This window comes from Mucilaginibacter dorajii, from assembly GCF_024808255.1.
GTDB classification, from domain to species: Bacteria; Bacteroidota; Bacteroidia; order Sphingobacteriales; family Sphingobacteriaceae; genus Mucilaginibacter; species Mucilaginibacter dorajii.
On the sequence record NZ_JANTYS010000014.1, the window covers coordinates 131599 to 156600 of the forward strand.

The following is a 25002-nucleotide window of genomic DNA, read 5'->3' on the forward strand; positions in this document are numbered from 1 at the left end:
ATGAAACTTAAGCTCATCATATTCATCGGCTGCATCAGTCTTTTTGCAGCCTGTTCCGGCGATCAAAAGCCTGTAGACCTAACCACACCTGTAGCTGCCAGCACAAAAAAACATGCTGATATCGGTTCTATTACCGAACGGGCATTATCAGGGAGCGCCCGGCTGCCGGGGCAGTTAAAGCCCTTTAACGAGGTAAATATTTTCCCTAAAGTAAACGGTTTTGTAAAACAGCTGTATGTGGATAGGGGAACAGTGGTAAAAAAAGGGCAGCTGCTTATTACGCTGGAAGCACCGGAAATGGAATCGCAATTGCAGGCAGCCAACTCCCGCTATTTACAAGCCCAGGAAAACGCGGTAGCCAGCAAGGAAAAGTACCAGCGTTTAAAAGAAGCCGCCAAAGAGCCGGGCTCAGTTTCGCCGCTTGATCTGGATAATGCTTCGGCCCGGATGAAGGCAGATGAGGCGATGGCCCGATCTGAACAATCAAACGTGGCTTCGGTACGCACTATGCAGGATTACCTGAATATCCGTGCCCCATTTGATGGAATGATCGTGCAGCGTAACGTATCGCCCGGCGCGTTGGTTGCACCAGGTAAGGGAACAGATCAGCCAATGCTGATCCTACAGGATATCAGCAAGCTACGTTTAGAGGTTTATATCCCCGAAGATTATGTAGATAAGGTAGACCTGAACCAGCCCGTAAAGTTCACCTATAACGCCATGCCCGGTACAGAGCAAACCGCAAAGATCAGCCGGTCTGCAAACGCGTTGGGCTCCATGAGGTCTGAGGCTATCGAGATTGATATCATCAACAAAAACGGCAGCTTAAAACCCGGTATGTACGCCGAGGTAAAGATCCCGATGTTATCAGGTGCTAAATCATTGTTGGTACCCAACGGTGCCATTGTGCGATCTACTGAGCGCGAGTATGTAATTACAGTAACCGATGGCAAAGCCACGTTGGTAGATGTAAAAGAAGGCCTTGCCCGTAATGACTCGACCGAGGTATTCGGCAATTTAAAGGCCGGTGATAAGATACTGAACCACGCTACTGACGAGGTAAAGCAAGGGGACAGCATTCAATAGCCATCTATATTATAAGAAGAAACCAATCAGAATCTTTATTGCGTTAGCTGAATTTATTTTTAGGATAATTTAGTACGCATCTAACTTACGAAGTTTTTAAAACTTCGTAAGTTTTTCTCCAATTTATAAGTCTATAACCTAAAGGTATTCGCTTAACGCGCGGTCATTTGCTATAATTTTATGATTCTCGATAAAACTTTCTAATCCACCAAACCAATCTAATACTTCGTATTTACATACAACAGTTTCTTTATTAGATAGGTAGGCATTGTAAGATGAATATTTATATCCACCCAAACTTTTAACTAAATTGGCAACAAATGGATTTTGATGGATATAAGCGATAATTTTCGTAAAGTAGCTATTTGATGTAATTTCGGAAATTTTATACCGTCCTTGAAATAGACTTCCTACACGGTTGTATTTTTTGTTAATGGCTTTAGAATAAGAAATAAAGAAGTTTTTTAGACCTCGTTCAAATGGATCCTTGTCATTTACCCGGATGAAAAAATGAAAGTGATTAGGCATCAAACAATAGGCGAAAACATCACAAAAAGGCAATACATGTTTTTTGAATTGATGAAGAAAGTAACTATAATTTTCCTCTTCAAAAAAGATTAGATCTTTGTTGTTGCCCCGATTATAAAGATGGTAGCAGGCGTTTGGATTGATCTTCACATTGATGACTTGAAAGGTTGAGATGTTCAAACTTACGAAGTTTTTAAAACTTCGTAAGTTAGTGAGTGGCCCTTACGCCGATGCAAACACCACCATTCTATCGGGGTACTTTGTAGCATAGCTCGATACAATATTTTTGATATAATCGTTCCCGGGGTAGGGTGTCAGGTAATTTTTAAGTTGCTGTACGTTGCCGGCATCAAAATAATGGGAAATGTAACCCATGCCATAAAACTGGCCTTTCTCTACCAAAATACAGCTGTGTTCATCGCCATTACGGCCTTCATCGCGGATGGCGTAGGTAGGCAGGGCGAGTTTCAATTGATCAATGGCATTGTTTACTTTGCTGTTGTATTCATCGATGCTTTCAACACCCTCACAAGCGCACTTGCTGCCTTTTGCACCGGTGCAAGGGTTATTGTTGGTTTGGATAAAGCAAAGCTTGGGGCACAGCTCAAACGTCTCTATCAGTTTATTTAGCAGCGTGTAACCATCGAGCAAAGAATTACAGGTATAGATCACATCGCTAAACTTACGGCGCTTATCAACAGCCAACCTAATGTAGCCACGCTGATCTTCATAAGCATACAGGCAAAAGGCATGGTCAAACCGTTTTAACGACCGGTTATATTTTGGCCAAAGGCGCTTGATCTCAATGGCTTCCAATACAAAAGCAATAAGCTCGGTGCCGCAAACCTGGTGACTGATGTGGTGGATATTGCGTAAAAACTCCTGTCGTTGCAAGCCGGGGTTATTACCGGTAAAATGACTGCTTACCCGTTTTTTGAGGCTTTTGGCCTTACCAACGTAGATGACCTTGCCTTTATCATCATGAAAATAATATACACCCGGCGAATTGGGTAATTGCTCCACATCCTTTTTAGGCAGATTGGCGGGCAATACCTGTTCTTTGGAGTTTTGTTTAAGGGCCTGTTTAATATGGCCTTCACTATCGCTGTTGAGCAATAAGGTAAACAGCTCAGAAGTAGCCTCGGCATCGCCGGCTGCACGATGGCGGCTATTGTTGCCGATGCCTAAATGCGTACAAAGCCGGCCAAGGCTGTATGAGGGTAAACCCGGGATAATTTTGCGGCCAAGGCGAACGGTACATAATTTATTACACTGCAAATCGTACCCTGCGGCCGCCAAATGGTAGCGTACAAAGGAGTAATCGAAGTTAACGTTATGAGCTACAAAAATCTTCCCGTGAATAAGGTGATAAATATCGGCAGCCACATCCTCAAAAGGAGGGGCGTTTTGAACCATCTCGTTGGTGATGCCTGTTAAGGCGCTGATATAGATAGGGATATTTTGATTGGGGTTTACCAGCGTTTCGTAACGCTTTACAACCTTTTTACCATCGTGAATGCGTATCGCAATCTCTGTGATGCCATTCGCGCTGGCATGCCCCCCGGTAGTCTCAATATCAACAATCGCATACATATTTCAAATGTAATACAAGTTTGCTAATTATTTTAGTGTTTTTTTATTTTTAGTTGGGAAGTCCGAAAGACGGAAAGTTCGCGTTTTTGGCTACTTAAGATTGAAAATAAAGCAGTCAACTTTGAGTTTCCTTTCATATACCGTTGGTGCACCTTTCATGCACCTTTCTTTATCCTTTCACGCACCTTTCATACACCATTGAATACCCTTTGGTATACGTTAAAAAGTATGTAACTAATTAATTATTAAATACTTGTGTGATTTTATCGCTGTTTGCAGTTCTCTTTAAAATCAAATAACCAGGGAGTTTATCATGAAAGATAATATCCCTGGTTGTTTATATACAAATATACAAAAAATGCAGCGCATAAACCGAATGTACCCTGCCTTCAAATACGAAATCTTAATGCGAATCCTTTTCTGCTATTTCCACGGCGGCCCTTCTGTCAACCTTTTGAATATTATCGTTGTGGAAGTCCTTTTCAATCAATCCGTCGCGCATGCGCACAATGCGGTGGGCGTGCAGGGCGATATCTTCTTCGTGGGTTACTAATATAATGGTGTTGCCTTTGGCATGAATATCTTCAAGCAGGCCCATAATCTCTATCGAGGTTTTGGTATCCAGGTTACCCGTTGGCTCATCGGCCAAAATAATGGATGGGTTGTTAATCAACGCGCGGGCCACGGCCACACGCTGGCGCTGACCACCTGACAACTCGTTGGGCTTATGATCAACCCTATGCTCCAAACCTACATTTTTGAGTGCCGCGTTGGCACGTTCGGTACGCTTTTCTTTGCTGATGCCGGCGTAAATTAAGGGCAGGGCAACATTGTCAAGCGCGGTATTGCGGGGCAGTAAGTTAAACGTTTGAAAAACAAAGCCAATCTCTGAGTTGCGCACTTCGGCCAGCTCGTTATCCGTCATGTGGCTTACGTTGATACCATTCAGGATGTACTCGCCTTTAGTTGGGGTATCCAAACAACCCAGGATATTCATCAGGGTAGATTTACCAGAACCCGATGGTCCCATTAAAGCCACAAATTCACCTTTGTTAATAGTTAACGATACTGATTTCAGCGCGTGAATTACTTCGGCACCTATCACGTATTTACGTCCAATTTCGTTTATGGTAATTAAAGGCTTCTCTTTAGTCAATGGCTCCATGAGTGTTTTTTGTTTGGACTATGAGTGGGGGCGGAATGTTACAAGCTTTTTGTTTTTTAGTCCGAAAGTCCGGAAGTCGGAAAGTCCGGAAGTCCGAAAGTGCGTTTTTGCTTCTTTCCGACTTTACCGACTTTCGGACTTCCTCACTAAAATCTTACTTCTCAATAACCTTAGCCACTAAAAAGTAATTCTCATCATGCTTAGGGGCATTTTCTAAAGCTTCTTCATGGGTGATCTGCTGTTTTACCACGTCTTCCCGTAAAATATTGGCACCTTCGGTCATGTATACCAATGGCTCAACACCGGTTGTATCCAGCTCGTTAAGTTTGGCCATAAAATCAAGGATCTTGCTCATATCCTGTATCATGTCTTCCTTTTCGGTTTCGCTTAGTTCCAGGCGGGCCAGGTGGGCAACTTTTTCAACTGTTTCTTTATCTATGGTCATGCCGATCGTAGTTTTTTATTAATAATTTCAAATACCTCATCGCGCAGGGCATCGGCATCATCAAGCGTTAAATGGGCCGTTTCAATGGGTTTGTGCACAAATATATCACAAATTCCCGGTCTGCTGCCTAATTGCTTACCATCGTCCCAAAGCACTTTCCAGGTATCGAGCGATGTTATGGGCAAAATTGGTATTTTCATTTCAATGGCCAGCCTAAAGGGGCCGTTTTTAAAAGGATGCAATTCGGGCGGATATTCTTTGGGAATGGTAGCCTCTGGAAAAATAACAACGCTTGCGCCATTTTTTAGATGATCGGCAGCAGCTTTAAACGCTCTGAAAGACGACATCTTACTTTCCCGGTTAACGGTAATATCAATAGTACGAAAGAAGTAACCAAGCACATAATTGCTCAACAACTCTTCTTTACCCATAAAACAAAGATTGTTTTTTAATACCGTGCTTATGGCCGATACATCCAAATTGGAGGTATGATTGCCGCAAACCACATATACTTTGTGCCTGTCTATCGGTTCTTCAAACGTAGCACTGTAAAATATCCCGGAGATACTGGAGCTTAAAAAAATGATAAGCCGCCTTATTTGGTTAATATATTTATACCTGCTAAGCTTTTGCCTAAGCACATATAAAACCGGGTAACAAAGGGTGAAAAAGAGGGCTACATTATACCTGTAAAAATTGGTATGGATCCTTTTCAGTGTTAATTTCATGTTCACCAAATGTAAAAAAAATACTCGTTTTTGGGAGCTTAAAGCTGAAGGTGCAAAGCTAATTTTATATCCTTAACAAGCTGTTAAGAAAAAAAGAAATGGTTATTATAAATTATAGTAACGCCGATGATGAAGGAGGGACGCCGCAGATTGCATGGCGGCGAAGACTCACACGCCCGTCCGCCAAGGCGGACGGCATCCTCTCTCCGGCTGCGCCGCATAGAGGGGTTTGAACAAGTGATAGCAAATTTATAATACACAACCCTTCTTCAAACCCCTCTTTCCGCGAATTACTGTGTGTACACATCTTTTGGGATCGTATTTTTAAACAAAAACGTTGTCATTTCGAACGAACCGGTGGGTGATTGCGCGATGGGGGTGAGGAGAAATCTTGTAAAAGCGGACATTCGCCTATGCAAGGTGTATAAGATTTCTCCTCGCAGCCCTACTTTTTCCCTACCCGTGCTCGTTCGAAATGACATTTTTTTTGATGAAAAGATGTGTACACACAGTAGTTTCCGCGAGGCGAGGGTGGCCAGCGCAGCGTAGCCGGGTGAGTCTTCTTCAGCGTTTTTTGAAGCGTTGTTTTCTGTTTTATCAGATTTTTCTACGCAATCGTGTACAACTTTTCGGTAAGCCGTAATTGTTGGGCTATAATGCCAAAAACCTGGTCGCGCAGGGTGTCGGCATCGGCAATGGTCAGGTTGGCGGTATCTATCGGTTTGTGTACATAAAAATCGCAGATGCCTGGTCTGCTGCCATGTTTTACGCCGGTGTCCCATAAAATTTCCCAGGTATTGGCCGATGTTACCGGAATGATAGGGATTTTATGCTCAATAGCCAGGCGGAACGGGCCGTTTTTAAACTCGCACAATTGGGGCGGGTAATGATCAGAGATCATTCCTTCGGGAAATATCACCAACGAAATCCCTTGCTGCAGCTTTTCAGACGCTTTTTTAAAAGCCCGGAATGATGACATTTTACTTTCGCGGTTAACAGGGATATCAACCGAACGGAAAAACAAGCCGGTAACCAAGCCATCCGCTAACTCCTGCTTGCCCATAAAGCTGCAGTTGTTGTTTACGAGAACGCACATGGCCGAAATATCGAGGTTGGAGGAGTGGTTGGGGCAAATGATATAAGTTTTGCTCCAGTCTATAGGTTCTTCGTAATGAAATTTATAAAAGATACCCACAAAGGCCGAACTAAGAAATCCCCATATCCGCCTAAAGCCATTCATGGCCCTGTAACGACTTGGTTTTATGGAACAATATTTAAAAAAAGGCCAAAATATAAAGTAGGATAGTGCCACACTAATCACGTATAAATACACGTGCACTTTTTTCAATATCATTTTCATCGTCACCAAAAATAGAAAAATTCCTTACTTTCGCCACACTATGGAAACTGTTGTTAGTGGCATCCGGTCGACCGGAAATTTGCACTTAGGAAATTATTACGGGGCGTTGCAAAACTTTATAAAAATGCAGGAAGAATTTAACTGCTATTTTTTTATTGCCGATTTGCATTCGTTAACCACGCACCCAACACCTGCCGATTTACATAGTAACGTAAAGCAGGTTTTGATAGAGTACCTTGCTGCCGGGATAGACCCGGAGAAGGCTACCATCTACGTACAATCTGACGTGCCCGAGATTGCCGAATTGTACCTGTATTTAAATATGAACGCCTACCTTGGCGAACTGGAACGCGCTACTTCCTTTAAAGATAAAGTACGGGCCAATCCCGATAATGTGAACGCCGGTCTGCTTACCTACCCGGTATTAATGGCTGCCGATATCATTATTCATAAAGCTACTAAAGTACCCGTGGGTAAAGATCAGGAGCAACACCTTGAAATGGCCCGCACCTTTGGTAACCGCTTTAACAGGCTATATAACCACGAATATTTTCCCGAGCCTTATGCTTTTAATTATAGCCACAACCTGGTGAAAATTCCGGGTTTGGATGGTAAGGGCAAAATGGGTAAATCAGAAGGAGAGGGCAATGCCATTTTCCTTAACGATACACCGGAGGCTATTAAAAAGAAAGTGATGCGCGCGGTAACAGACGGTGGCCCAACTGTAGAGAATCAAACCAAACCACAGGAGATCCAAAACCTGTTTGATTTGATGAAAGTAGTGTCATCTGCCGATACGCTGGCGCATTTTGATGATCTTTATAATAAAATGGCTATCCGTTACGGCGACCTGAAAAAGCAATTGACCGAGGACATGATCATTGCCACAGCTCCAATCCGCCACAGGATCAACGCCATTGCAGCCGACGCTGATTACCTGAGAAAAGTTGCCTTGATGGGCGAAGAAAAAGCCCGCGCAAGCGCCTCAAAAACTATTAGGGAAGTAAGGGAAATTATAGGATTTAAGAAATTTTAAATAAGTTCATAGTTGATAGTTCATGGTTCATGGTGTATATTAGGCGGAGTTTCATTTTTCGCAGAATGTATTTTATGTAGATCATTGGCTATGATCTATGAACCATTAACTATAAACTAAAAAATGCACATAGCTATTGTAGGAAATATAGGCGCGGGTAAAACCACGTTAACAGAAATGCTGGCCCATAACTATGGCTGGGAACCACTTTTTGAGGCTGTAGACAACAACCCATACCTGGAAGATTTTTACAGCGATATGAAACGCTGGAGCTTTAACCTGCAGATCTACTTTTTAAACAGCCGCTACCGCCAGATTGTAGATATTCAAAAAAATGGTAAGAATATTTTACAGGATCGTACTATTTATGAGGATGCCTACATTTTTGCCGAAAACCTGCACGATATGGGGCTGATGACCACCCGCGACTACGAAAACTACGAATCGATATTTGAGAATATTACCGAGTTTATTAAACCGCCGGATCTGTTGGTTTATTTGAAAGCATCGGTGCCAACGCTGGTAAGTAACATTCAGCGCCGTGGCCGGGAGTATGAGATAGGTATCCGCCTGGATTACCTGTCGAAACTGAACGAAAAGTACGATAAATGGATCAAAAACTACAAGTTGGGTAAACTGCTTATCCTCGATAAAGACAATCTCGATTTCGCCAATAACACCGAAGATATGGCTACCATAGTTCAGCTGATTGAACGGGAGATTAACGGGTTGTTTTAGTAGTTTTAAGTGCTGAGTTTTGGGTACTGAGTTTGTTTTATGATTTACAAATTCAAATAAACTCAGTTTTTTAAATCTCAAACTCAACCAAAACTCAGAACTCATGACTATCCTCGGTATAATTCCCGCCCGTTACGCTTCTTCCCGTTTTCCGGGTAAACCCTTGGTTGATATTGCCGGTAAAAGCATGATTCAGCGGGTTTATGAGCAGGCTAAAAAATGTGTGAGCCTTGCCGAAGTTATTGTGGCCACAGATGATGAGCGCATTTTTGCCCATGTAAATGCTTTTGGAGGGGTAGCAGTTATGACCGGTACCGATCATCAAAGCGGAACAGATCGTTGTGCAGAGATTGCGTCATTACATCCTGAATATGATGTAATCATCAACATCCAGGGTGATGAACCTTATATCGACCCGGAACAGATTACCAAACTTGTTGCATGTTTTACTGATGCAAATACCCAGATTGCTACACTCATTAAAAAGATTACCACGCAAGAGGAATTGTTTAATTACAACTCACCCAAGGTAGTAATCAATAAATTATCTGAAGCTGTTTATTTTTCACGTGCCACCCTTCCGCATATCCGCGGGCAGGAGCCTGATAACTGGCTTGAGTTTTATACTTATTTTAAGCACATCGGCATTTACGGTTACCGGGCCGATGTTTTGCAGCAAATTACCAAGTTACCTATCTCTGGTCTTGAAAAGGCCGAAAGCCTTGAACAACTCCGCTGGATTGAAAATGGTTACCGCATTAAAGTTGCCGAAACGGAACTGGAAACACATGCGGTTGATGTACCTTCGGATTTGGAGAAATTGAAGCTGTTTGAGTAAACGCAACTATCGGGGGACTATCCTCTCCATCCTGTCATTCTGAGTTGTAAAATTTCGCGAAATTCTGAAGGTGAAATGACAGTATAAAGCTATGTCATTGCGAGGAACGAAGCAATCGCGAACTGTGCAGATTCGCCTTGTATAGGGTTTGCAGGGCTGTAGGCATGGGGCAGAATAGATTCTTCGTGCCTACCCATGACGTATTATTAAAACGATTGTCATCCAGGAACGAAGGATCTTCTTCGCCCTGCTCATTGCAGACTTTTATAGTGAAGAAGATGCTTCGTTCCTCAGAATGACAGGGTGGACAGGGCAGCTTATTACGTCGTTTTCCCCCTTTAGAGTTTCGCGAAATTTTACAACTCAGAGTGACAGGGGGGAGAAGATGATTTTTTACGTCATGCCTGCCTTCACAGTCCACCGGATTTTAAAACTTATAATGACGTGACTGTAATTTACTGATAATCAAAATAAAAAATCGTCATTGCGAGGAGGAACGACGAAGCAATCCCCGATTTACAGAGCAGATCTGCAAGCGCACCTGCTCATTGGGGATTGCTTCGTTCCTCGCAATGACGATTCAATAAATAACGTCATCACTATTTTTTCATTTATCCCTGATGGGTGCTACCCATGACAAGCCCACCATGTCATTGCGAGGAACGAAGCAATCGCATGCTCTACAGGGCGAATCTGCATAGTTCGCGATTGCTTCGTTCCTTATAATGACGTCCTTGTAAGTTGTTGATTTTCAATATTGTTTTTTGTAGAGACGCATATTTGCGTCTCCCGTGTGCAAATCCAATTAGCAAATCAGTATGCATATCGGCCCTGCAAATCCGCTCTGTATAGTTGGAGACGCAAATATGCGTCTCTACGAAAAGCCTTACTTGTTGCACGTCATCATTGCTTTTTTCAGGTTTATCCTGATGGATACTCGCAATGACATAGCTTTATATTGTCATTTCCACCTTTAGAGGCCACCGGATTTTAAAACTCGCAATGACATAATTTTCTATAATATCAACCTTACTGCCTGTTCAACAACACTGCAAACTTGTTCCCATAGTCATCCAACTGCGATTGATACTGTTTGCTTAAAGCGGTTTCCTGGTAGGCTTTTGTAGTTTCTGCAAGGCCGTTTAATACGTAAAGCTGATATTGTACCGTGTTTGAATCAATTGCCGCAGGGTTATCCTGTAACAGGTGGTAATTGTAATTCAACTGATCTGTAAGGTAATTACCAATTCCTTTTACATACCGGTTTGCCAATTGTTTATCGTTAAGCTTGTAGGCAACCTGCGCTAACAGCAATTTGCGATGCGCGGTATCAATATCGGGGTTAATATCGGGCATCACGTTGTCAAACTTGCGGATGGCGTTTAAAGCCAGGTCATTGCGGCCATCTTTAATCAATCCTACAGCCAGGTCATGAAACGTACTTTCAATAAACGGATAAAACTCCGTTTTTGAAACATTATCCAGATATTTTGCATGTTTAAAATTACCGAATTTGAATTTGTTCATTACGTTGTTATACATCACCAGGCTGTTCACCTTGCTCAGCTGGTCGTTTTTAAGGCTGGTATCGGCTTTAAAAGGGATAAGGTGATATACAAAGCCTTCTTTATACATGTAAGGCTGTAAACCATGCATCCCGCTTGGTGGCACGCCTATGGTAAAACATATCGGGCGTTTCCAATCATTATGAGCCATAATATCCAACATGGCCAGGTTATCTTTAAACATGTAGTTGTTGGGATACTGCCATTCCATACTGTTGCTTAGTTTATTTTTCTGCGCTGCGGTAACCACGCCGTTTTTTACCAGTTCATCGGGATTAACCGCTACCTTAAAGTTTTTGGTTGGCAGGTAGTTCATGGTTTCGCCGCTTTGGTATTGTACTTTGGTGCGGTCATCATCTGATGTTATAAAATCAAAAACCTCTTTAGCGTCAACAGAACCCGGAAGTTTGGCATCGTTATAGGCAATTACATCCCTTGTGCCTTGTTTGTATTTATCAAAAGGCATAGTAATAGGCAAGGGGGCCGATTGGTTCATGGTGTGCTGCATTTGATGAATGTACCAATCGCCGCTAAACAGGCTGTTGCAAACTATCCTTACATCGGGGCGTACGCCTTCAACCTCCTGGTTGTACCATAACGAGTAGGTGTCATTATCGCCATTGGTAAATAAAATAGCGTTTTTAGGGCAGGAGATCAGGAAGTTATAAGCCATATCATGCGGCGTCATTTTGGTCGACCGGTCATGATCGCCCCATTCCTGTTTGGCCAGCAGCACAGGCGCGGCCAACAAACAAACCGCTATGGAAGCCAGCGCAGCTCCACGTGCATTTACCTTACGGCTTATAAAATCATTAATAGCCAGCACGCCCAGGCCAATCCAAATGGCAAAAGCATAAAATGAGCCTACATAGGAATAATCGCGTTCGCGGGGTTGTAAATTAACCTGGTTCACATACAATACGATAGCCAATCCCGTAAAAAACCAAAGCAGCGCAATTACAGTGGCATCGCCCTTTTTGCGGCTAAAATGATAGATCATCCCAAACAAACCAATAACCAGCGGCAGGGCATAAAGCGGGGTATAGGTATCTGATTCGGTTACAGATTTAGGCAGATGTTTGGAGCCGTCAAAAATGCCAGATGTCCAGTTACCATCTATAGACTGCGTGTTTTGCTGCCCATCCGCATCGTTGTAGCGGCCAACAAAGTTCCACATAAAGTAGCGCCAGTACATCTGGTACATTTGCCAGCTCAGCATCCATTTCATATTATCGGCAAAAGTTGGGCTTTGACCGTCAGGTAATTGCAGCCATTGCTTGTAAAACTGCACGTTTTGGGCATAATCCGCGTCGCCCTCGGTGCTGTGCATGCGCGGCATAATGGTGTTATGATCATAGGTGTTATTCAGCTTTTTACCTGCCACCTCATATTGGCTTTTGCCTTTAATGTAAATGTTGCCGCCTTCGGTTTGGTCGGTAACCTTAGCATCAAAATATGGCCCGTACAATAACGGGTTTTCGCCGTATTGAATGCGGTTAAGGTAACTGTTAAGGGTAAAAGCATTATCAGGATGTGAGTTGTTCAGATCGGTATTTGCCGTAGCCCGGATAGGGATATAAGCAAATGAGCTATAGCCGAAGTAGATAAACGTAATGCACAGCAAGGCCAGGTTTAATACCGGCTTTTTATACCTGATGCTGTAAGCAATGCCACCAGCCAGGGAGGCTATAATAATGGTGAAGAAAAATATGCCGCCGCTCCAGAAACCCAGCCCAAGGGTGTTCACAAAAAACAGGTCGAAATAAGCTGCTATTTTGATGGTGTACTCCCTGATGCCGTATTGCACCAGGCCAAGAATACCAATGCTGATCACAAATGCAATAAAGCCTCCTTTTAGCGTTGGATTTTTATACCTGCGCAGGTAATACACCAAAGCAACTGCGGGTATAGTAAGCAGGTTTAACAGGTGAATGCCTATAGATAGGCCCATGATATAGGCAATCAATACGATCCATTTATCGGCACCCCGTTCATCGGCATGATTATCCCATTTTAAAATGGCCCAAAAAACAATGGCGGTACATAACGACGATAAAGCAAATACAATGGTTTCAACTGCAGAGAACCAAAACGTATCGGTATAAGCAAATGCCAGCGCGCCAACCAGGCCAGCACCCATAATCAGCAGGGTTTGTGATGAGGTTGTTTCTTCGCCTTTGGCAATCAGTAGTTTCTTGGCCAGCGCGGTTATGGTCCAAAACAAAAACATAATGGTAGCCCCACTTGCCAGCGCCGAACCCAAATTGGTAAAATAAGGGACTTTGGCGGTATTGCCCATAGCGAATAAGGAGAATGCCTTGCCCAGCATAGCAAACAGCGGATAGCCTGGCTGGTGCGATACCTGCAGCCGGTATGCGCAGGAAATGAACTCGCCGCAATCCCAAAAGCTTACAGAGGGTTCTAAAGTTAAAACATAGGTGGTAAAAGCTATCAGGAGACATAGCCAGCCAAGCAGGTTATTGATTTTTTTGTACTGCATAATGAATAAGGTGTAAATGTTTTATCATACGTGATTTGTGGTCACAATTTCGGGCTTAAATTCAAGAGCGCCATAAACATTAACATCACTTAACAACTTTTAACAAAATTTAACTTATTGATTATGAGTTTGTAATAAAAATCGTAAAAGGAGAGTTACACTAACAGGAAATTACAGGGTAATAAGGCTCCATTTTTTGAGTTAGACACGAATGCCCACCGCCTGGGTTACAATTTAATCGAATTTCACGAATTTTGGAATTGATAGATAGCACAAATTAAAATATTTTGGCTGTGGTGAAAATACCGACCACAAGCTGTAATTCGTGAAATTCGCTACAATCTATCCTACGGGCAGTTAAATTCGTGTTTACTCAAAAGGTAGCTTGTGACAAAATAAAGTTAAATAAATGTTAAAAGCGATTTTCCTGGTTTTTTCTCAACACGTACACCAAAGCCTGAAAATTTTCTTACTTTTGTATCCCGTACACAAACATTTGGTTTCGGCATAAAACCGCAGCCATTTTTCAAAAAAATCATGACTAAATATATTTTTGTTACGGGTGGCGTTACCTCGTCTTTAGGGAAGGGTATTATCTCAGCCTCATTAGCCAAATTACTTCAATCGCGCGGGTATCGTGTTACCATTCAAAAGTTTGATCCCTATATCAATATCGATCCGGGAACATTGAACCCTTATGAGCACGGCGAATGCTATGTTACCGAAGATGGTGCCGAAACAGATTTAGATCTTGGTCATTACGAACGCTTTTTAAATACCCCAACCTCAAAGGCAAATAACATTACTACTGGTCGTATTTACCAAAATGTGATCAATAAAGAGCGTGAAGGTGCTTTTTTGGGTAAAACTGTACAGGTTGTACCCCACATTACTGATGAGATTAAACGCAATTTCCGCATTTTAGGCGAAAGCGGTGATTATGATATTGTGATTACCGAATTAGGTGGTACCGTGGGCGATATTGAATCGTTACCATACATTGAGGCCGTACGTCAGTTTAGGTGGGAGATAGGTTCTGGTAACTCGTTGGTGATTCACCTTACGCTGGTGCCATTCCTTGCCGCAGCAGGCGAATTAAAGACCAAGCCTACACAGCATTCGGTTAAAATGTTGCTGGAGTACGGTATACAGCCGGATATTTTGGTTTGCCGTACCGAGCACCACCTTAATACGGATATTCGCAAAAAGATTGCCTTGTTCTGTAACGTAAATATTAACGCGGTGATTGAATCCATCGATGCATCAACCATTTATGATGTGCCTTTGCTGATGCTGAAAGAGCAACTGGATAAAACGGTGTTAACCAAATTGAAATTATCTCATAAAAATGAGCCTAACCTGGATAACTGGAAAGACTTCCTGGGCCGTTTAAAAAACCCAACGGCCGATGTGCGCATTGCCCTGGTTGGTAAATATGTAGAGTTGCCAGATGCATACAAGTCAATTACCGAAGCTTTTATTCACGCGGGCGCAGCTAAAGAATGTAAGGTTAGGGTTGAATATATCCCCTCAGAATCATTAACTCCCGAAAACGCTATCGAAAAACTAAAAGGCTTGCACGGGGTGCTTGTGGCTCCAGGTTTCGGCGAACGTGGTTTTGAAGGCAAAATTCAGGCTATCCGCTATGTGCGCGAAAACAATATTCCTTTCTTTGGCATTTGTTTAGGAATGCAGTGCGCGGTTGTTGAATTTGGTCGCAATGTTTTAGGTTTAGAGAACGCAAACAGTACCGAAATGAACCCTGAAACGCCGAACCCAGTAATTGGCATGATGGAAGAGCAAAAAACGATCACAGCCAAGGGGGGCACCATGCGTTTGGGTGCTTATCCATGCGATATCAAAAAAGGAACTAAGGCTGCTGCTATCTATGGTAAAACGCACATTTCCGAGCGTCACCGCCATCGTTATGAGTTTAACAATGGGTACCTTAAACAATACGAAGCAGCCGGGATGACCCCATCCGGAATTAACCCCGATAATGGTTTAGTTGAAATTGTAGAGCTTAAAAATCACCCATTTTTTGTTGGTTCGCAATTTCACCCCGAATTAAAATCAACAGTTGCTAATCCACACCCACTTTTTATTAACTTTGTCGCCGCTTCGCTGGCTTACGCCCGCAAGAAATAAGTAATTGTACGATACAATATAATGGATAAAAATACTTTCACAGGATTATTCCTGATTATGGCTATCATAGCCGGCTCAATTTATTTTTTAAAGCCGAGTGATGCCGAATTGAAAAAAGAACGCCTGGTACAGCACCAGGATTCAGTAAAAAAGGGGTTATTTAATAAAGCTACTGTCCCGGCAGCGGCTAAATTTGATACAACTAAAGCAGCGGTTAAAACAGTTGCCGATTCTGCCACTTTAAAAGCCCCTTTTGGTGCCGCATCTGTAGGTGTTGATAAATTGGTTACTATTGAAAACCAGGAGTTAGTAATTAAATTGAGTACTAAAGGCGGTAAAGTTGCATCTGTTGAGCTGAAAAACTTTAAAACTTTTGATAAAAAACCGTTGGTATTATTCAGCGGCGATAAAGATCATTTTGGCCTGACCTTTAATGCAGGTAGCAGAATCATCAATACCGACGAATATTATTTTACACCAAGTGCAGGCGATTTAAAAGTTGCCGAAAAAGATTCGGCGTCAATCACCTTGCGTTTGAGCTACAGCCCAACTCAGTATATCGATTATGTATACAGTTTAAAAGGTACCGGGTTTAAACTGGGCTTAACCATTAAACCTACCGGTTTGGATGGTGTGATACCCAGTAGCAGCAACCTTAACCTGAACTGGGCAGCCAGCCTGCACAAACAGGAAAAGGATATGAAGCAGGAGCGCCAGTATTCAACTGTTTACTATTACAATACCGAGAACACGGTAGATTGGCTGAATGAGAATAAAGACGATCAAAAAGAGGTTGCTGATAAAAAGATGAACTGGGTTTCATTCAAACAACACTTCTTCTCCAGTACTTTAGTTGCTCAGAATAGCATCAGCAAATCAAATTTTGCTGTGGTGACTGATGTTGCCGATACTACCGATGTTAAACAAATGAAGGCCGATCTTACTTTGGCCCGTTCGGCAGATGGTAGCGTGCCTTTAGAATTTTATTTTAGCCCTAACCGTTATTCAACGTTACAGGATCAGGGGCACGATCTTCAAAAATTGGTTTACTTAGGCTTCAGCCCGTTAAAATATATTAACCAGTTTGCAGTATTACCGTTGTTTAACTTCCTTAACCAGTTTAACTGGAACTACGGATTGATCATTTTGATCCTGACCATTGCGCTTAAATTGGTATTATCACCGCTTACCTATAAATCATACCTTTCAATGGCTAAAATGCGCGTGCTGAAGCCGGAGATGGATGAGATTAAAGCAAAAGTAGGTGAGGATAACCCTACGCTGTTACAACAGGAATATTTAAAGCTATACAAAAAGGCCGGGGTAAATCCCTTAGGCGGATGTTTACCACTGGTAATACAAATGCCTATTGTTATTGCATTCTTTAAGTTTTTCCCAAGTTTATTTGAGTTGCGTGGTCAAAGCTTTTTATGGATGCATGACCTTTCAACTTACGACTCGGTAATTAAGTTTGCACCTATTATGGGGGTTGATCACATCAGCTTAATGTGTTTGTTGATGACAATATCAACATTGATCTATACTTATTTCAATAACCAGATTTCTGGTGCTACCGGTCAAATGAAATATATCGGTTATATTACTCCGTTAATTTTCCTTTTCACGCTGAATAGCTACCCTGCAGGTTTGAATTATTATTACTTCCTGGCCAATATGCTTACTTTTTTACAGCAATACCTAATCAAATTTATGGTTGATGATAAAAAGATCCATGCCCAGATCCAGGAGAACAAAAAGAAACCAGAAGATACTAAAAAGAAAAAATCTGGCTTCCAGGCACGTATGGAAGAAATGATGAAAGCCCAGCAGCAGGCTAAGAAATAGAATTTTGAACTGTTGGACTTTAGGACTTTTAGATAAAAGGACTTTAGGACAAAGGATAAAAGACTTAAAAAGGATCCCGGGAGATTAGTCTTCCGGGATTTTTTGCGTTGATCCCAGACTTACGAAGTTTTTAAAACTTCGTAAGTCTTTCGTCGCTTTGTTATTTCTTCGTTCAAAAGAGATTCAAATTATACTTTTAACATCTGAAATCTGCACATCATTCTGTTTTCAAAACTCCATCTTCAATCCACCACCAAAGCCATTTGCCGCCGGTAGCTTTCTTCGGATCAAAGCCAGCTATATCAAAGCTGCCATTGCCTTCAGCCGTACCCTGTATCTCGTAAACTTTAATTGCCTGGTGATTGCGGTTCCAGTTTAAGTGTTTACCGGGTTGACAAACTTCGGGTTGCTTTTTATGGTCGGTGATTAAAAAATAAGCTTTGCTTGTTCCAATAACTGTGGCCTGTCCGTTTGGTTCCATGCAAACAGCAGTGCGTTCGTCGGCAGCTATACCATGGGCAAAAATGTGCCAGTCTTTGGCTATTCTGCTTAAAAAAACTACATGGCGGCCTTGTCTTTTACGGGTCAAATAATGCTGATCTGTAATTACTGATTGCAGATAAGGTGCACGCAGAAAATCATTATTATAAACTTTAACTAATTTATTATATGGATCAGTAAGTGCTTCGTCGGCAGTAATGCTGCCATCTTCACCGCTGTAATAAAATCCTCCTAAAATGGCACAGCCCGCGCTGGTACCGCCAACGGGAGCGTGTTTTACATTGAGCAGGTAATTGATAGCATCAAGCGTTTTGGTGCCTTTCCAATATTTCATGTAGTTAGATTGATCGCCGCCGGCAATGAAAAGCATTTCGGCATTGCGAATGATGTACGCCACCGTATCGTTATTAGCCAATTCGCGCGAGTTGATCAGCAGCGTTTCAATAGAATTTACTTTACCTAACTGGTTAATATACGGATTGTAAGCATCGGTACCCGATGCGCGAATAATAACCACATCGCCGCCGCCGGCGCGGTTTATCATCCATTTAAAAGCGGCATCGACGTCTTTACCTCCGCCAACCATCGCTACTCCCCCGTTAACAGGTGTATTTACATTAGCAGTATCGCCGATGATGCCAATAGAACCCGGGCGACCAGGGATATGCTTAACTGTTTTTATAGTATCTGTTTTATGGGCAGGTGCAACCGTTCCCAAAAACATTGATAATGTAATAGCAAGTAAATTCATAGCATAGTAAAGGTAGTTTAAAACAAAAACAATCGGACCGAAACAAATCCAAAGATTGTTAGTTATCGTAATTGCAAATAATTAAATTATAAGTAAAGTTTGTAAACTTATATTTGCTAATTTACAAGCTATTTAGTTTTTATAATATCGAATGTTAAAACCCCCTATTCCGGAAAATGAAAATGAGCGCCTCGCGGCGTTAAATTCCTACCAAATTCTGGATACCTTGCCCGAACAGGGATTTGACGAAATAACACTTATTGCTTCGGAAATTTGCCAAACGCCAATTTCACTGGTTAGCCTGATTGATAACGACAGGCAGTGGTTTAAATCAAACAAAGGTTTGGAAGTAACCGAAACTCCCAAGGAGCTTGCTTTTTGCGCGCATGCTATTATTGAGCCTGATAAGGTAATGATAGTTAAAGATGCTTTTAGGGATGAACGTTTTGCCGATAATCCATTGGTGACGGGCAACCCTAAAGTGATATTTTATACCGGCGTACCACTTATCAATCCTGATGGTTATGCTTTAGGTACTCTATGTGTTATTGATCATAAAGCACGAGAACTTAATAATACACAGATTATAGCGCTTAAAGCTTTAGCCAACCAGGTTGTTGCGCAGCTGGAACTTAAGAAAAAAGTAGCAGAGCTAAATGCTACCAAACGTGAATTAGAGCAATCAAATGAATATCTCGAAAAATTCGCGGTGATGGCTGCCCATGATATCCGTAACCCTTTAACCAATATTTTGTTAACCAGCCAGGTTTTGCGGGACAGGTTTAAAGATAAGCTGGACGAAAAAGGGAACAAGTTCCTGGATATTATTAATGGATCGGCCCATAAATTGATCTCCCTGCTCGAAAAAATGCTCGATTACTCTAAATCGAGCAACGTGTTGATGCAAAACAAGGAGGAGGCCGAGCTTTTACAGTTGTTGCAGGAAGTGATTAAACTCATTAATGTTCCGTCGGGTTTTACAATTTCGATGCCATCGGGGCCAATAAAAATAACCACATCTATCATCGCGTTTGAGCAGATCATGATTAACCTGCTTAGCAACGCTATTCGTTATAATAACAAAACGGACGGAATTATAAAGATCAATTTTTCGGCTGATAACTGGTTTTATACCTTTAATGTTACCGATAACGGCATCGGCATTACCGAAGAGAATTACAAGACAATATTTGAACCAATGACTACACTGGGCACTAAAGACAGGTTTGATAAAGATGGTTCGGGCATTGGTTTAAATACCGTAAAAGATTTGGTTGACGCCTTAGGTGGCACCGTATCAGTGAAATCTGTAGTGGATGAGTTTACTACTTTTACGTTTACTTTAAAGAGGTAGGGGGCTTCTCTGATCTTGAGGATTGTAATATTAAACTTACGAAGTTTTCAAAACTTCGTAAGTTAAAATATCCTAATACTTATAGGGTTCCATCTTACCGCAGGAGCAAGCGCAGTTAGCATCGGTGATGCCTAATTTTTTAAGGTAAAACTGGTAAAAGCCAATGCGGTCATTCATCGGTTCTACGGTGTCTCCTTTGCCGCATTCCACATCGCCGTTTACAATGTTAATGGTCATCCCAAAGCCCGGGGTTGTGCGGCCATGCGCTTTGTCGATAGCGTTTGGCTGCCATTTGCCGGTCATTACATCATGAGCCGATGGTTTGTGGGTTTCGGGTGTCATCCAAAAATAAATGGCGGCTTTAAAGGCCACAACAGGGTCGGTTTCCACTAACTCGGGGCTATTGAGCAGAATCTTCGGATCGCCAAAAATAATGTTGGAGGCATAGCCGTAATTACCATTGTAGCTTAATTGCATCGGGCCGCGACCATAGTAGGTTTTTCCTTTAACCGCGGGATATTCGTCACTATCGGAGATGTAAACGTTTGAAGTATTGGTTTCGTGAATGAGCATCAAACCATCGGTATAACTGCCATTCATGCCATGGCGTGTTTCGTGCGAGATCTGGGCGAAAAACGCGGCCAGTTCCTTTTTATTAACATCCGGACTAAACGCGGTGCAGAATTCACCGTAGTTAACGGTAAAGGCACTATCGGGTTTCTTTTTAGCCCATTCCTCGTTCCAATCAGCATCTTGCCGTACAACGGTTGCTTTGCCCGATTTATCGGTACGGATAAATTGGTAAACAGAAACCGCGCGGCGGGTTATTTTTATCTTCACTTCTCCTAACTCATCGGCCGCTTTTATAAAGGCCGCATAGGTGTAAAATTTATTACGCTGAGGGAAAAGATCATTAAACTGCTTTTCGCTTAAGATGCTGCTGATAGAAACTTTGGGTTTGGGCGCCGTTGCCGCGCTATCGGCAGTTTTGTTTGCATTATTGGTATTGCCGCCACAGCTAAATACCGATACCAGCATGGCCGAGGTGAATAAAAACGTTAATTTGGATGATAATATGATAGATCTCATGGTGTTATAGATAGTTGTATTCAAACATTGTATAAATGCAAGTTTAAAGGTATCATTTATTAAAAGCACTCAATAAGCAAAAATTGTACTAAAATGCTAAAATCGGCTTAAATATGAAATGTAAAGCTTTATTTTACCGCTCTAGTTTAATTGTAAAAATGGTATATTCAATTTATAATATTCATGAAGATATATACTAAAACAGGAGATAAGGGGTTAACATCATTAATAGGCGGAACGCGCGTGCCTAAATACCACTTGCGAATTGAAAGTTATGGTACTGTAGATGAATTAAATTCGTATATCGGCCTTATTCGCGATCAGGATATTAGTGTACATGATAAAGATATATTGAAGCAGATACAGGACAGGTTGTTTACTATAGGCTCCTCATTGGCGGCCGATCCCGAAAAGTCAAAAATGATTTTGCCAGACCTGCAAATGGCCGACGTGGAATTGCTGGAACAGGAGATGGATAGCATGAATGAACAATTGCCCGGGTTGCGTCATTTTATTTTACCGGGTGGTAGTAATACCATTTCGTTTTGCCATATTGCAAGATGCATTTGCAGGCGTGCTGAACGGATCACCGTTCAGTTGGCCAGCGAAAGTATAGTGGACGAAAAAGTGAATATTTATCTGAACAGGCTGAGTGATTACCTGTTCACTTTAGGGCGCAAAATTGCAAATGAAACTAATGTACCTGAAAATCAGTGGGTACCAAGAATTTGATTTTGTGAAAAAAAATATTGATATTCCATTTGAAAATGTTATACTTTTGCGAAAAAGTAAATTTACTTATAAATTATAAAATATAGAGAAACATGTATTGGACACTTGAATTAGCATCTCACCTTGAAGATGCGCCATGGCCCGCAACAAAAGATGAATTAATTGACTATGCTATTCGTTCAGGAGCTCCTGTGGAGGTGATTGAAAACCTGCAAGCTTTGGAGGACGATGGTGAACCGTATGAAAATATAGAAGAGATATGGCCGGATTATCCGACTAAAGATGATTTCTTTTTCAACGAAGATGAGTACTAATGAATATAAAAAAGCCCTTATTAAGGGCTTTTTTATTGGCCGCCACTTTTTGGAATGATTTTAGTAATAAGCTTAACACATTTATCACTTAAAACATACAACAATGAGAGGCTTATTGTACATCATCGCGGTTATCCTTGTAATAGGATGGTTATTCGGAGCATTTATTCACCCATTTGGTGGCGGCTTAATTCACATACTTTTAGTTATAGCTATTATAGCTGTGCTATTAGGAGTTATCCGAAGAGCGTAAGCTGCAATCAAAAGATAAAAAGCCATTAGCCGTTTAGGTTAGTGGCTTTTTTTGTTCAAAAGCAATTCGGCAATGGCAATGTCTTCAGGAAAAGTGATCTTGATGTTTTCGTGATCACCTTCGGTAAGGTGTATGTCGATGCTCATTTCTTCTACTACGCTGGCATCATCAGTAAACTTAACGCTAAAATCCTGTTCGTAGGCTTTCCTTAATAAACCAGCCTTAAACGTCTGTGGTGTTTGCACCAGGTAAATTTCATCACGCAACAAACTCACAGATTTACCATCTATTACGCGTCTTATCGAATCGCGGCTTTTAACGGCTGTTATCGCGTTACCATGTTTTTCGGCATGATAATATGATTCCTGAATAATAGCGCTGCCGGTAAGCGGACGAACAGCGTCATGTACAGCAATCAGTGCGTCATCTGTACACTTGATATGTTCCAATCCATTTTTTACCGAATGAAACCGGGTTTCGCCTCCGGCAACTAATAGGTGGGGGAGGGTAAAGCTGTGTTCATCGCAAAGCTGCTTCCAATAAGCATGAAAATCGGTATGGAGTACAAGTACCAAATCTATATTAGCATCCGCGTTATGAAACGCTTGCATAGTATGCATTACTACAGGTAAACCATTCACTAACAGGAATTGTTTGGGAACTGTCGATTGCATCCTGGTGCCGGAACCACCGGCTACTATAATGACATGTTTAGATGTGAGATTTGAGATATGAGATTTGAGATTGGCTTCAGTCATTTTCTTTTGTTTAACCACTTAAACTGTCATTCTGAGATTTTAAATCCGAGGCCTCTGGAAGGGGAACGACAAAGCGGCGAAAGACTTACGAAGTTTTTAAAACTTCGTAAGTCTCAAATCTCCACCATGTCATTGCGAGGCACGAAGCAATCTCATGCTCTACAGGGCAGACCTGCAAAGTTCGCGATTGCTTCGTTCCTCGCAATGACATAGCTTTATATCGTCATTTACCCGTTCACAGTCCGCTGGATTTTACTACTCAGCATAACAAATGGACTTTGGTTAAATGGTGTTTCTTAGTTTAATGTACAAACTTTAGTAAATTTAAGACAAAAAAAATGAGATATGAACCTAAGTCTCATATCTCAAATCTTATATCTGAAAATCTAATCTTAGATGATCAGCATGGCATCACCATAACTGTAAAAACGGTATTTTTCTTTAACCGCTACTTCGTAAGCGTTCATTACATGCTCGTAACCGCCAAATGCCGATACCATCATCAATAAGGTTGACTCTGGGGTGTGGAAGTTGGTGATCATGGAATTGGCAATGCTAAAATCATACGGAGGGAAGATGAACTTACTTGTCCAGTCATTAGCGGCCTTTAATGTTTTATTTGCCGATACAGCCGATTCGATAGTACGCATTGATGTAGTACCTACAGCACAGATGCGCGATTTACGCTCAATGCCACGGTTTACAATATCAGCTTGTTTTTGTTCGATAATGAACTGCTCCGAATCCATTTTGTGCTTGGTTAAATCCTCAACCTCAACCGGGCGGAAGGTGCCTAAGCCAACGTGCAGGGTAACCTCGGCAAAATCAACACCTTTTAATTCAAGGCGTTTCATTAACTCGCGGCTAAAGTGCAAACCAGCGGTAGGGGCTGCAACAGCGCCTTCGTGTTTAGCAAAAATGGTTTGGTAACGTTCTTTATCTTCGGCAGTAGCCTTACGTTTAATGTATTTAGGAAGTGGTGTTTCGCCAAGGATTTCTACGTTACGGCGGAACTCCTCATCGGTACCATCAAACAAAAAGCGGATGGTACGGCCACGTGAAGTGGTATTGTCAACAACTTCGGCAATTAGCAGATCGTCATCGCCAAAATATAATTTATTACCTACGCGTATTTTACGGGCCGGATCAACCAGTACATCCCATAAACGCAATTCTTTATTTAATTCGCGCAGTAAAAATACCTCAATGGTAGCGCCTGTTTTTTCTTTGTTTCCATACAAACGTGCCGGGAATACTTTGGTATTGTTAAGGATCATCACATCCTTATCTTCAAAATAATCCAATACGTCTTTAAATATTTTATGCTCAATTTTACCAGAATCCTTGTGTAAAACCATTAAGCGGGCTTCATCGCGGGTGGTTGATGGGTTATGGGCAATTAATGAATCTGGTAAATTGAATTTAAATTGAGATAATTTCATGTTTGTGTATATGAATTTTCAGGGCGCAAATGTATGAATTTTTTTTGTTAATATCACCGATTTTTATAAGGGTTTATAACGTTTTATCAACCGTTAAGTTTAATATTAAAATACTGTAACTTAAAGCATGTAATATCGTCTAAAAAATAAAAACATTCAAACCGGTATAATTTGATTCTTTTACTGCTTGCACGCTGCAATTTGGTAAAAAGGTTTAACCATTGAAACTCAAA

General features: G+C 41.7%; 22 protein-coding genes. 10 read left to right on the forward strand and 12 right to left on the reverse strand.

The window, feature by feature from the left end:
* Complete coding sequence (locus FHS10_RS18890; protein ID WP_259093435.1) at nt 1–1086, forward strand: efflux RND transporter periplasmic adaptor subunit; 1086 nt, start codon at nt 1–3, stop codon at nt 1084–1086.
* A 138-nt stretch (nt 1087–1224) separates the two neighbouring features.
* Here FHS10_RS18890 and FHS10_RS18895 read toward each other — a convergent pair whose 3' ends face one another.
* From FHS10_RS18895 to FHS10_RS18920, 6 genes are all read right to left on the reverse strand, one after another.
* Nucleotides 1225–1764, reverse strand: a complete 540-nt coding sequence (locus FHS10_RS18895) for a transposase (RefSeq protein ID WP_259093438.1) — start codon at nt 1762–1764, stop codon at nt 1225–1227.
* Between the two features lie 72 nt (nt 1765–1836).
* Nucleotides 1837–3207 (reverse strand): exonuclease domain-containing protein, encoded by a 1371-nt coding sequence (locus FHS10_RS18900; protein WP_259093442.1) that lies wholly within the window; start codon nt 3205–3207, stop codon nt 1837–1839.
* 403 nt (nt 3208–3610) lie between these two features.
* The gene (locus FHS10_RS18905) at nt 3611–4372 is read right to left on the reverse strand and encodes an ABC transporter ATP-binding protein (RefSeq protein WP_259093444.1); all 762 of its coding nucleotides are present in this window, start codon (nt 4370–4372) and stop codon (nt 3611–3613) included.
* A gap of 154 nt (nt 4373–4526) precedes the next feature.
* Nucleotides 4527–4817, reverse strand: coding sequence for an Asp-tRNA(Asn)/Glu-tRNA(Gln) amidotransferase subunit GatC (gene gatC / locus FHS10_RS18910; protein WP_259093447.1), 291 nt, complete (start codon nt 4815–4817; stop codon nt 4527–4529).
* The gene (locus FHS10_RS18915; RefSeq protein WP_259093450.1) at nt 4814–5545 is read right to left on the reverse strand and encodes a lysophospholipid acyltransferase family protein; all 732 of its coding nucleotides are present in this window, start codon (nt 5543–5545) and stop codon (nt 4814–4816) included. The genes gatC and FHS10_RS18915 overlap by 4 nt, the downstream gene beginning before the upstream one ends.
* A 607-nt stretch (nt 5546–6152) precedes the next feature.
* Nucleotides 6153–6905 (reverse strand): lysophospholipid acyltransferase family protein, encoded by a 753-nt coding sequence (locus FHS10_RS18920; RefSeq protein ID WP_259093452.1) that lies wholly within the window; start codon nt 6903–6905, stop codon nt 6153–6155.
* 40 nt (nt 6906–6945) lie between these two features.
* Here FHS10_RS18920 and trpS point away from each other — a divergent pair, with 40 nt between their 5' ends.
* The 3 genes from trpS to kdsB all read left to right on the forward strand — a co-directional run bounded on the left by trpS (nt 6946) and on the right by kdsB (nt 9517).
* Nucleotides 6946–7941 carry a tryptophan--tRNA ligase gene (gene trpS / locus FHS10_RS18925; protein WP_259093455.1) on the forward strand — a complete coding sequence of 332 codons (996 nt, stop codon included), beginning with the start codon at nt 6946–6948 and terminating at the stop codon, nt 7939–7941.
* Between the two features lie 123 nt (nt 7942–8064).
* A complete protein-coding gene (locus tag FHS10_RS18930) occupies nt 8065–8679 on the forward strand; it encodes a deoxynucleoside kinase (RefSeq protein WP_259093457.1) in 615 nt (204 codons plus the stop codon).
* Nucleotides 8680–8782: 103 nt separating this feature from the next.
* A complete protein-coding gene (gene kdsB / locus FHS10_RS18935) occupies nt 8783–9517 on the forward strand; it encodes a 3-deoxy-manno-octulosonate cytidylyltransferase (RefSeq protein WP_259093459.1) in 735 nt (244 codons plus the stop codon).
* Between the two features lie 1029 nt (nt 9518–10546).
* On the opposite strand, the gene FHS10_RS18940 is transcribed toward kdsB, so the two are convergent.
* Complete coding sequence (locus tag FHS10_RS18940; protein WP_259093460.1) at nt 10547–13582, reverse strand: glycosyltransferase family 117 protein; 3036 nt, start codon at nt 13580–13582, stop codon at nt 10547–10549.
* Between the two features lie 401 nt (nt 13583–13983).
* A complete protein-coding gene (locus FHS10_RS18945) occupies nt 13984–14121 on the reverse strand; it encodes a hypothetical protein (RefSeq protein WP_259093462.1) in 138 nt (45 codons plus the stop codon).
* Here FHS10_RS18945 and pyrG point away from each other — a divergent pair.
* Together pyrG and yidC are read left to right on the forward strand one after the other, a co-directional pair.
* Nucleotides 14120–15730: a CTP synthase gene (gene pyrG, locus FHS10_RS18950; protein ID WP_259093463.1), complete on the forward strand. Its 1611-nt coding sequence runs from the start codon at nt 14120–14122 to the stop codon at nt 15728–15730. The genes FHS10_RS18945 and pyrG overlap by 2 nt on opposite strands.
* 21 nt (nt 15731–15751) lie before the next feature.
* Entirely contained in the window at nt 15752–17575 is a 1824-nt protein-coding gene (yidC, locus tag FHS10_RS18955) for a membrane protein insertase YidC (protein ID WP_259093465.1), read from the forward strand.
* Between the two features lie 217 nt (nt 17576–17792).
* Here yidC and FHS10_RS18960 read toward each other — a convergent pair whose 3' ends face one another.
* Nucleotides 17793–18827 (reverse strand): cyanophycinase, encoded by a 1035-nt coding sequence (locus FHS10_RS18960; protein ID WP_259093467.1) that lies wholly within the window; start codon nt 18825–18827, stop codon nt 17793–17795.
* 151 nt (nt 18828–18978) lie between these two features.
* On the opposite strand from FHS10_RS18960, the gene FHS10_RS18965 reads away from it, so the two are divergent.
* Complete coding sequence (locus FHS10_RS18965) at nt 18979–20181, forward strand: sensor histidine kinase (protein WP_259093470.1); 1203 nt, start codon at nt 18979–18981, stop codon at nt 20179–20181.
* A gap of 72 nt (nt 20182–20253) precedes the next feature.
* On the opposite strand, the gene FHS10_RS18970 is transcribed toward FHS10_RS18965, so the two are convergent.
* Nucleotides 20254–21270: a chitinase gene (locus FHS10_RS18970; RefSeq protein WP_259093471.1), complete on the reverse strand. Its 1017-nt coding sequence runs from the start codon at nt 21268–21270 to the stop codon at nt 20254–20256.
* A 183-nt stretch (nt 21271–21453) separates the two neighbouring features.
* Here FHS10_RS18970 and FHS10_RS18975 point away from each other — a divergent pair, with 183 nt between their 5' ends.
* The 3 genes from FHS10_RS18975 to FHS10_RS18985 all read left to right on the forward strand — a co-directional run bounded on the left by FHS10_RS18975 (nt 21454) and on the right by FHS10_RS18985 (nt 22569).
* Nucleotides 21454–22002, forward strand: a complete 549-nt coding sequence (locus FHS10_RS18975; protein WP_259093473.1) for a cob(I)yrinic acid a,c-diamide adenosyltransferase — start codon at nt 21454–21456, stop codon at nt 22000–22002.
* Nucleotides 22003–22094: 92 nt separating this feature from the next.
* Entirely contained in the window at nt 22095–22316 is a 222-nt protein-coding gene (locus FHS10_RS18980; RefSeq protein ID WP_002996718.1) for a DUF2795 domain-containing protein, read from the forward strand.
* Nucleotides 22317–22419: 103 nt separating this feature from the next.
* Nucleotides 22420–22569 carry a lmo0937 family membrane protein gene (locus tag FHS10_RS18985; RefSeq protein ID WP_110585189.1) on the forward strand — a complete coding sequence of 50 codons (150 nt, stop codon included), beginning with the start codon at nt 22420–22422 and terminating at the stop codon, nt 22567–22569.
* A 38-nt stretch (nt 22570–22607) separates the two neighbouring features.
* Here the strand turns inward: FHS10_RS18985 and FHS10_RS18990 are convergent, their stop codons facing one another.
* Together FHS10_RS18990 and queA are read right to left on the reverse strand one after the other, a co-directional pair.
* Complete coding sequence (locus tag FHS10_RS18990; protein WP_259093476.1) at nt 22608–23327, reverse strand: 2-C-methyl-D-erythritol 4-phosphate cytidylyltransferase; 720 nt, start codon at nt 23325–23327, stop codon at nt 22608–22610.
* 392 nt (nt 23328–23719) lie between these two features.
* The gene (gene queA, locus FHS10_RS18995; RefSeq protein ID WP_259093478.1) at nt 23720–24769 is read right to left on the reverse strand and encodes a tRNA preQ1(34) S-adenosylmethionine ribosyltransferase-isomerase QueA; all 1050 of its coding nucleotides are present in this window, start codon (nt 24767–24769) and stop codon (nt 23720–23722) included.
* Nucleotides 24770–25002: the final 233 nt, after the last annotated feature.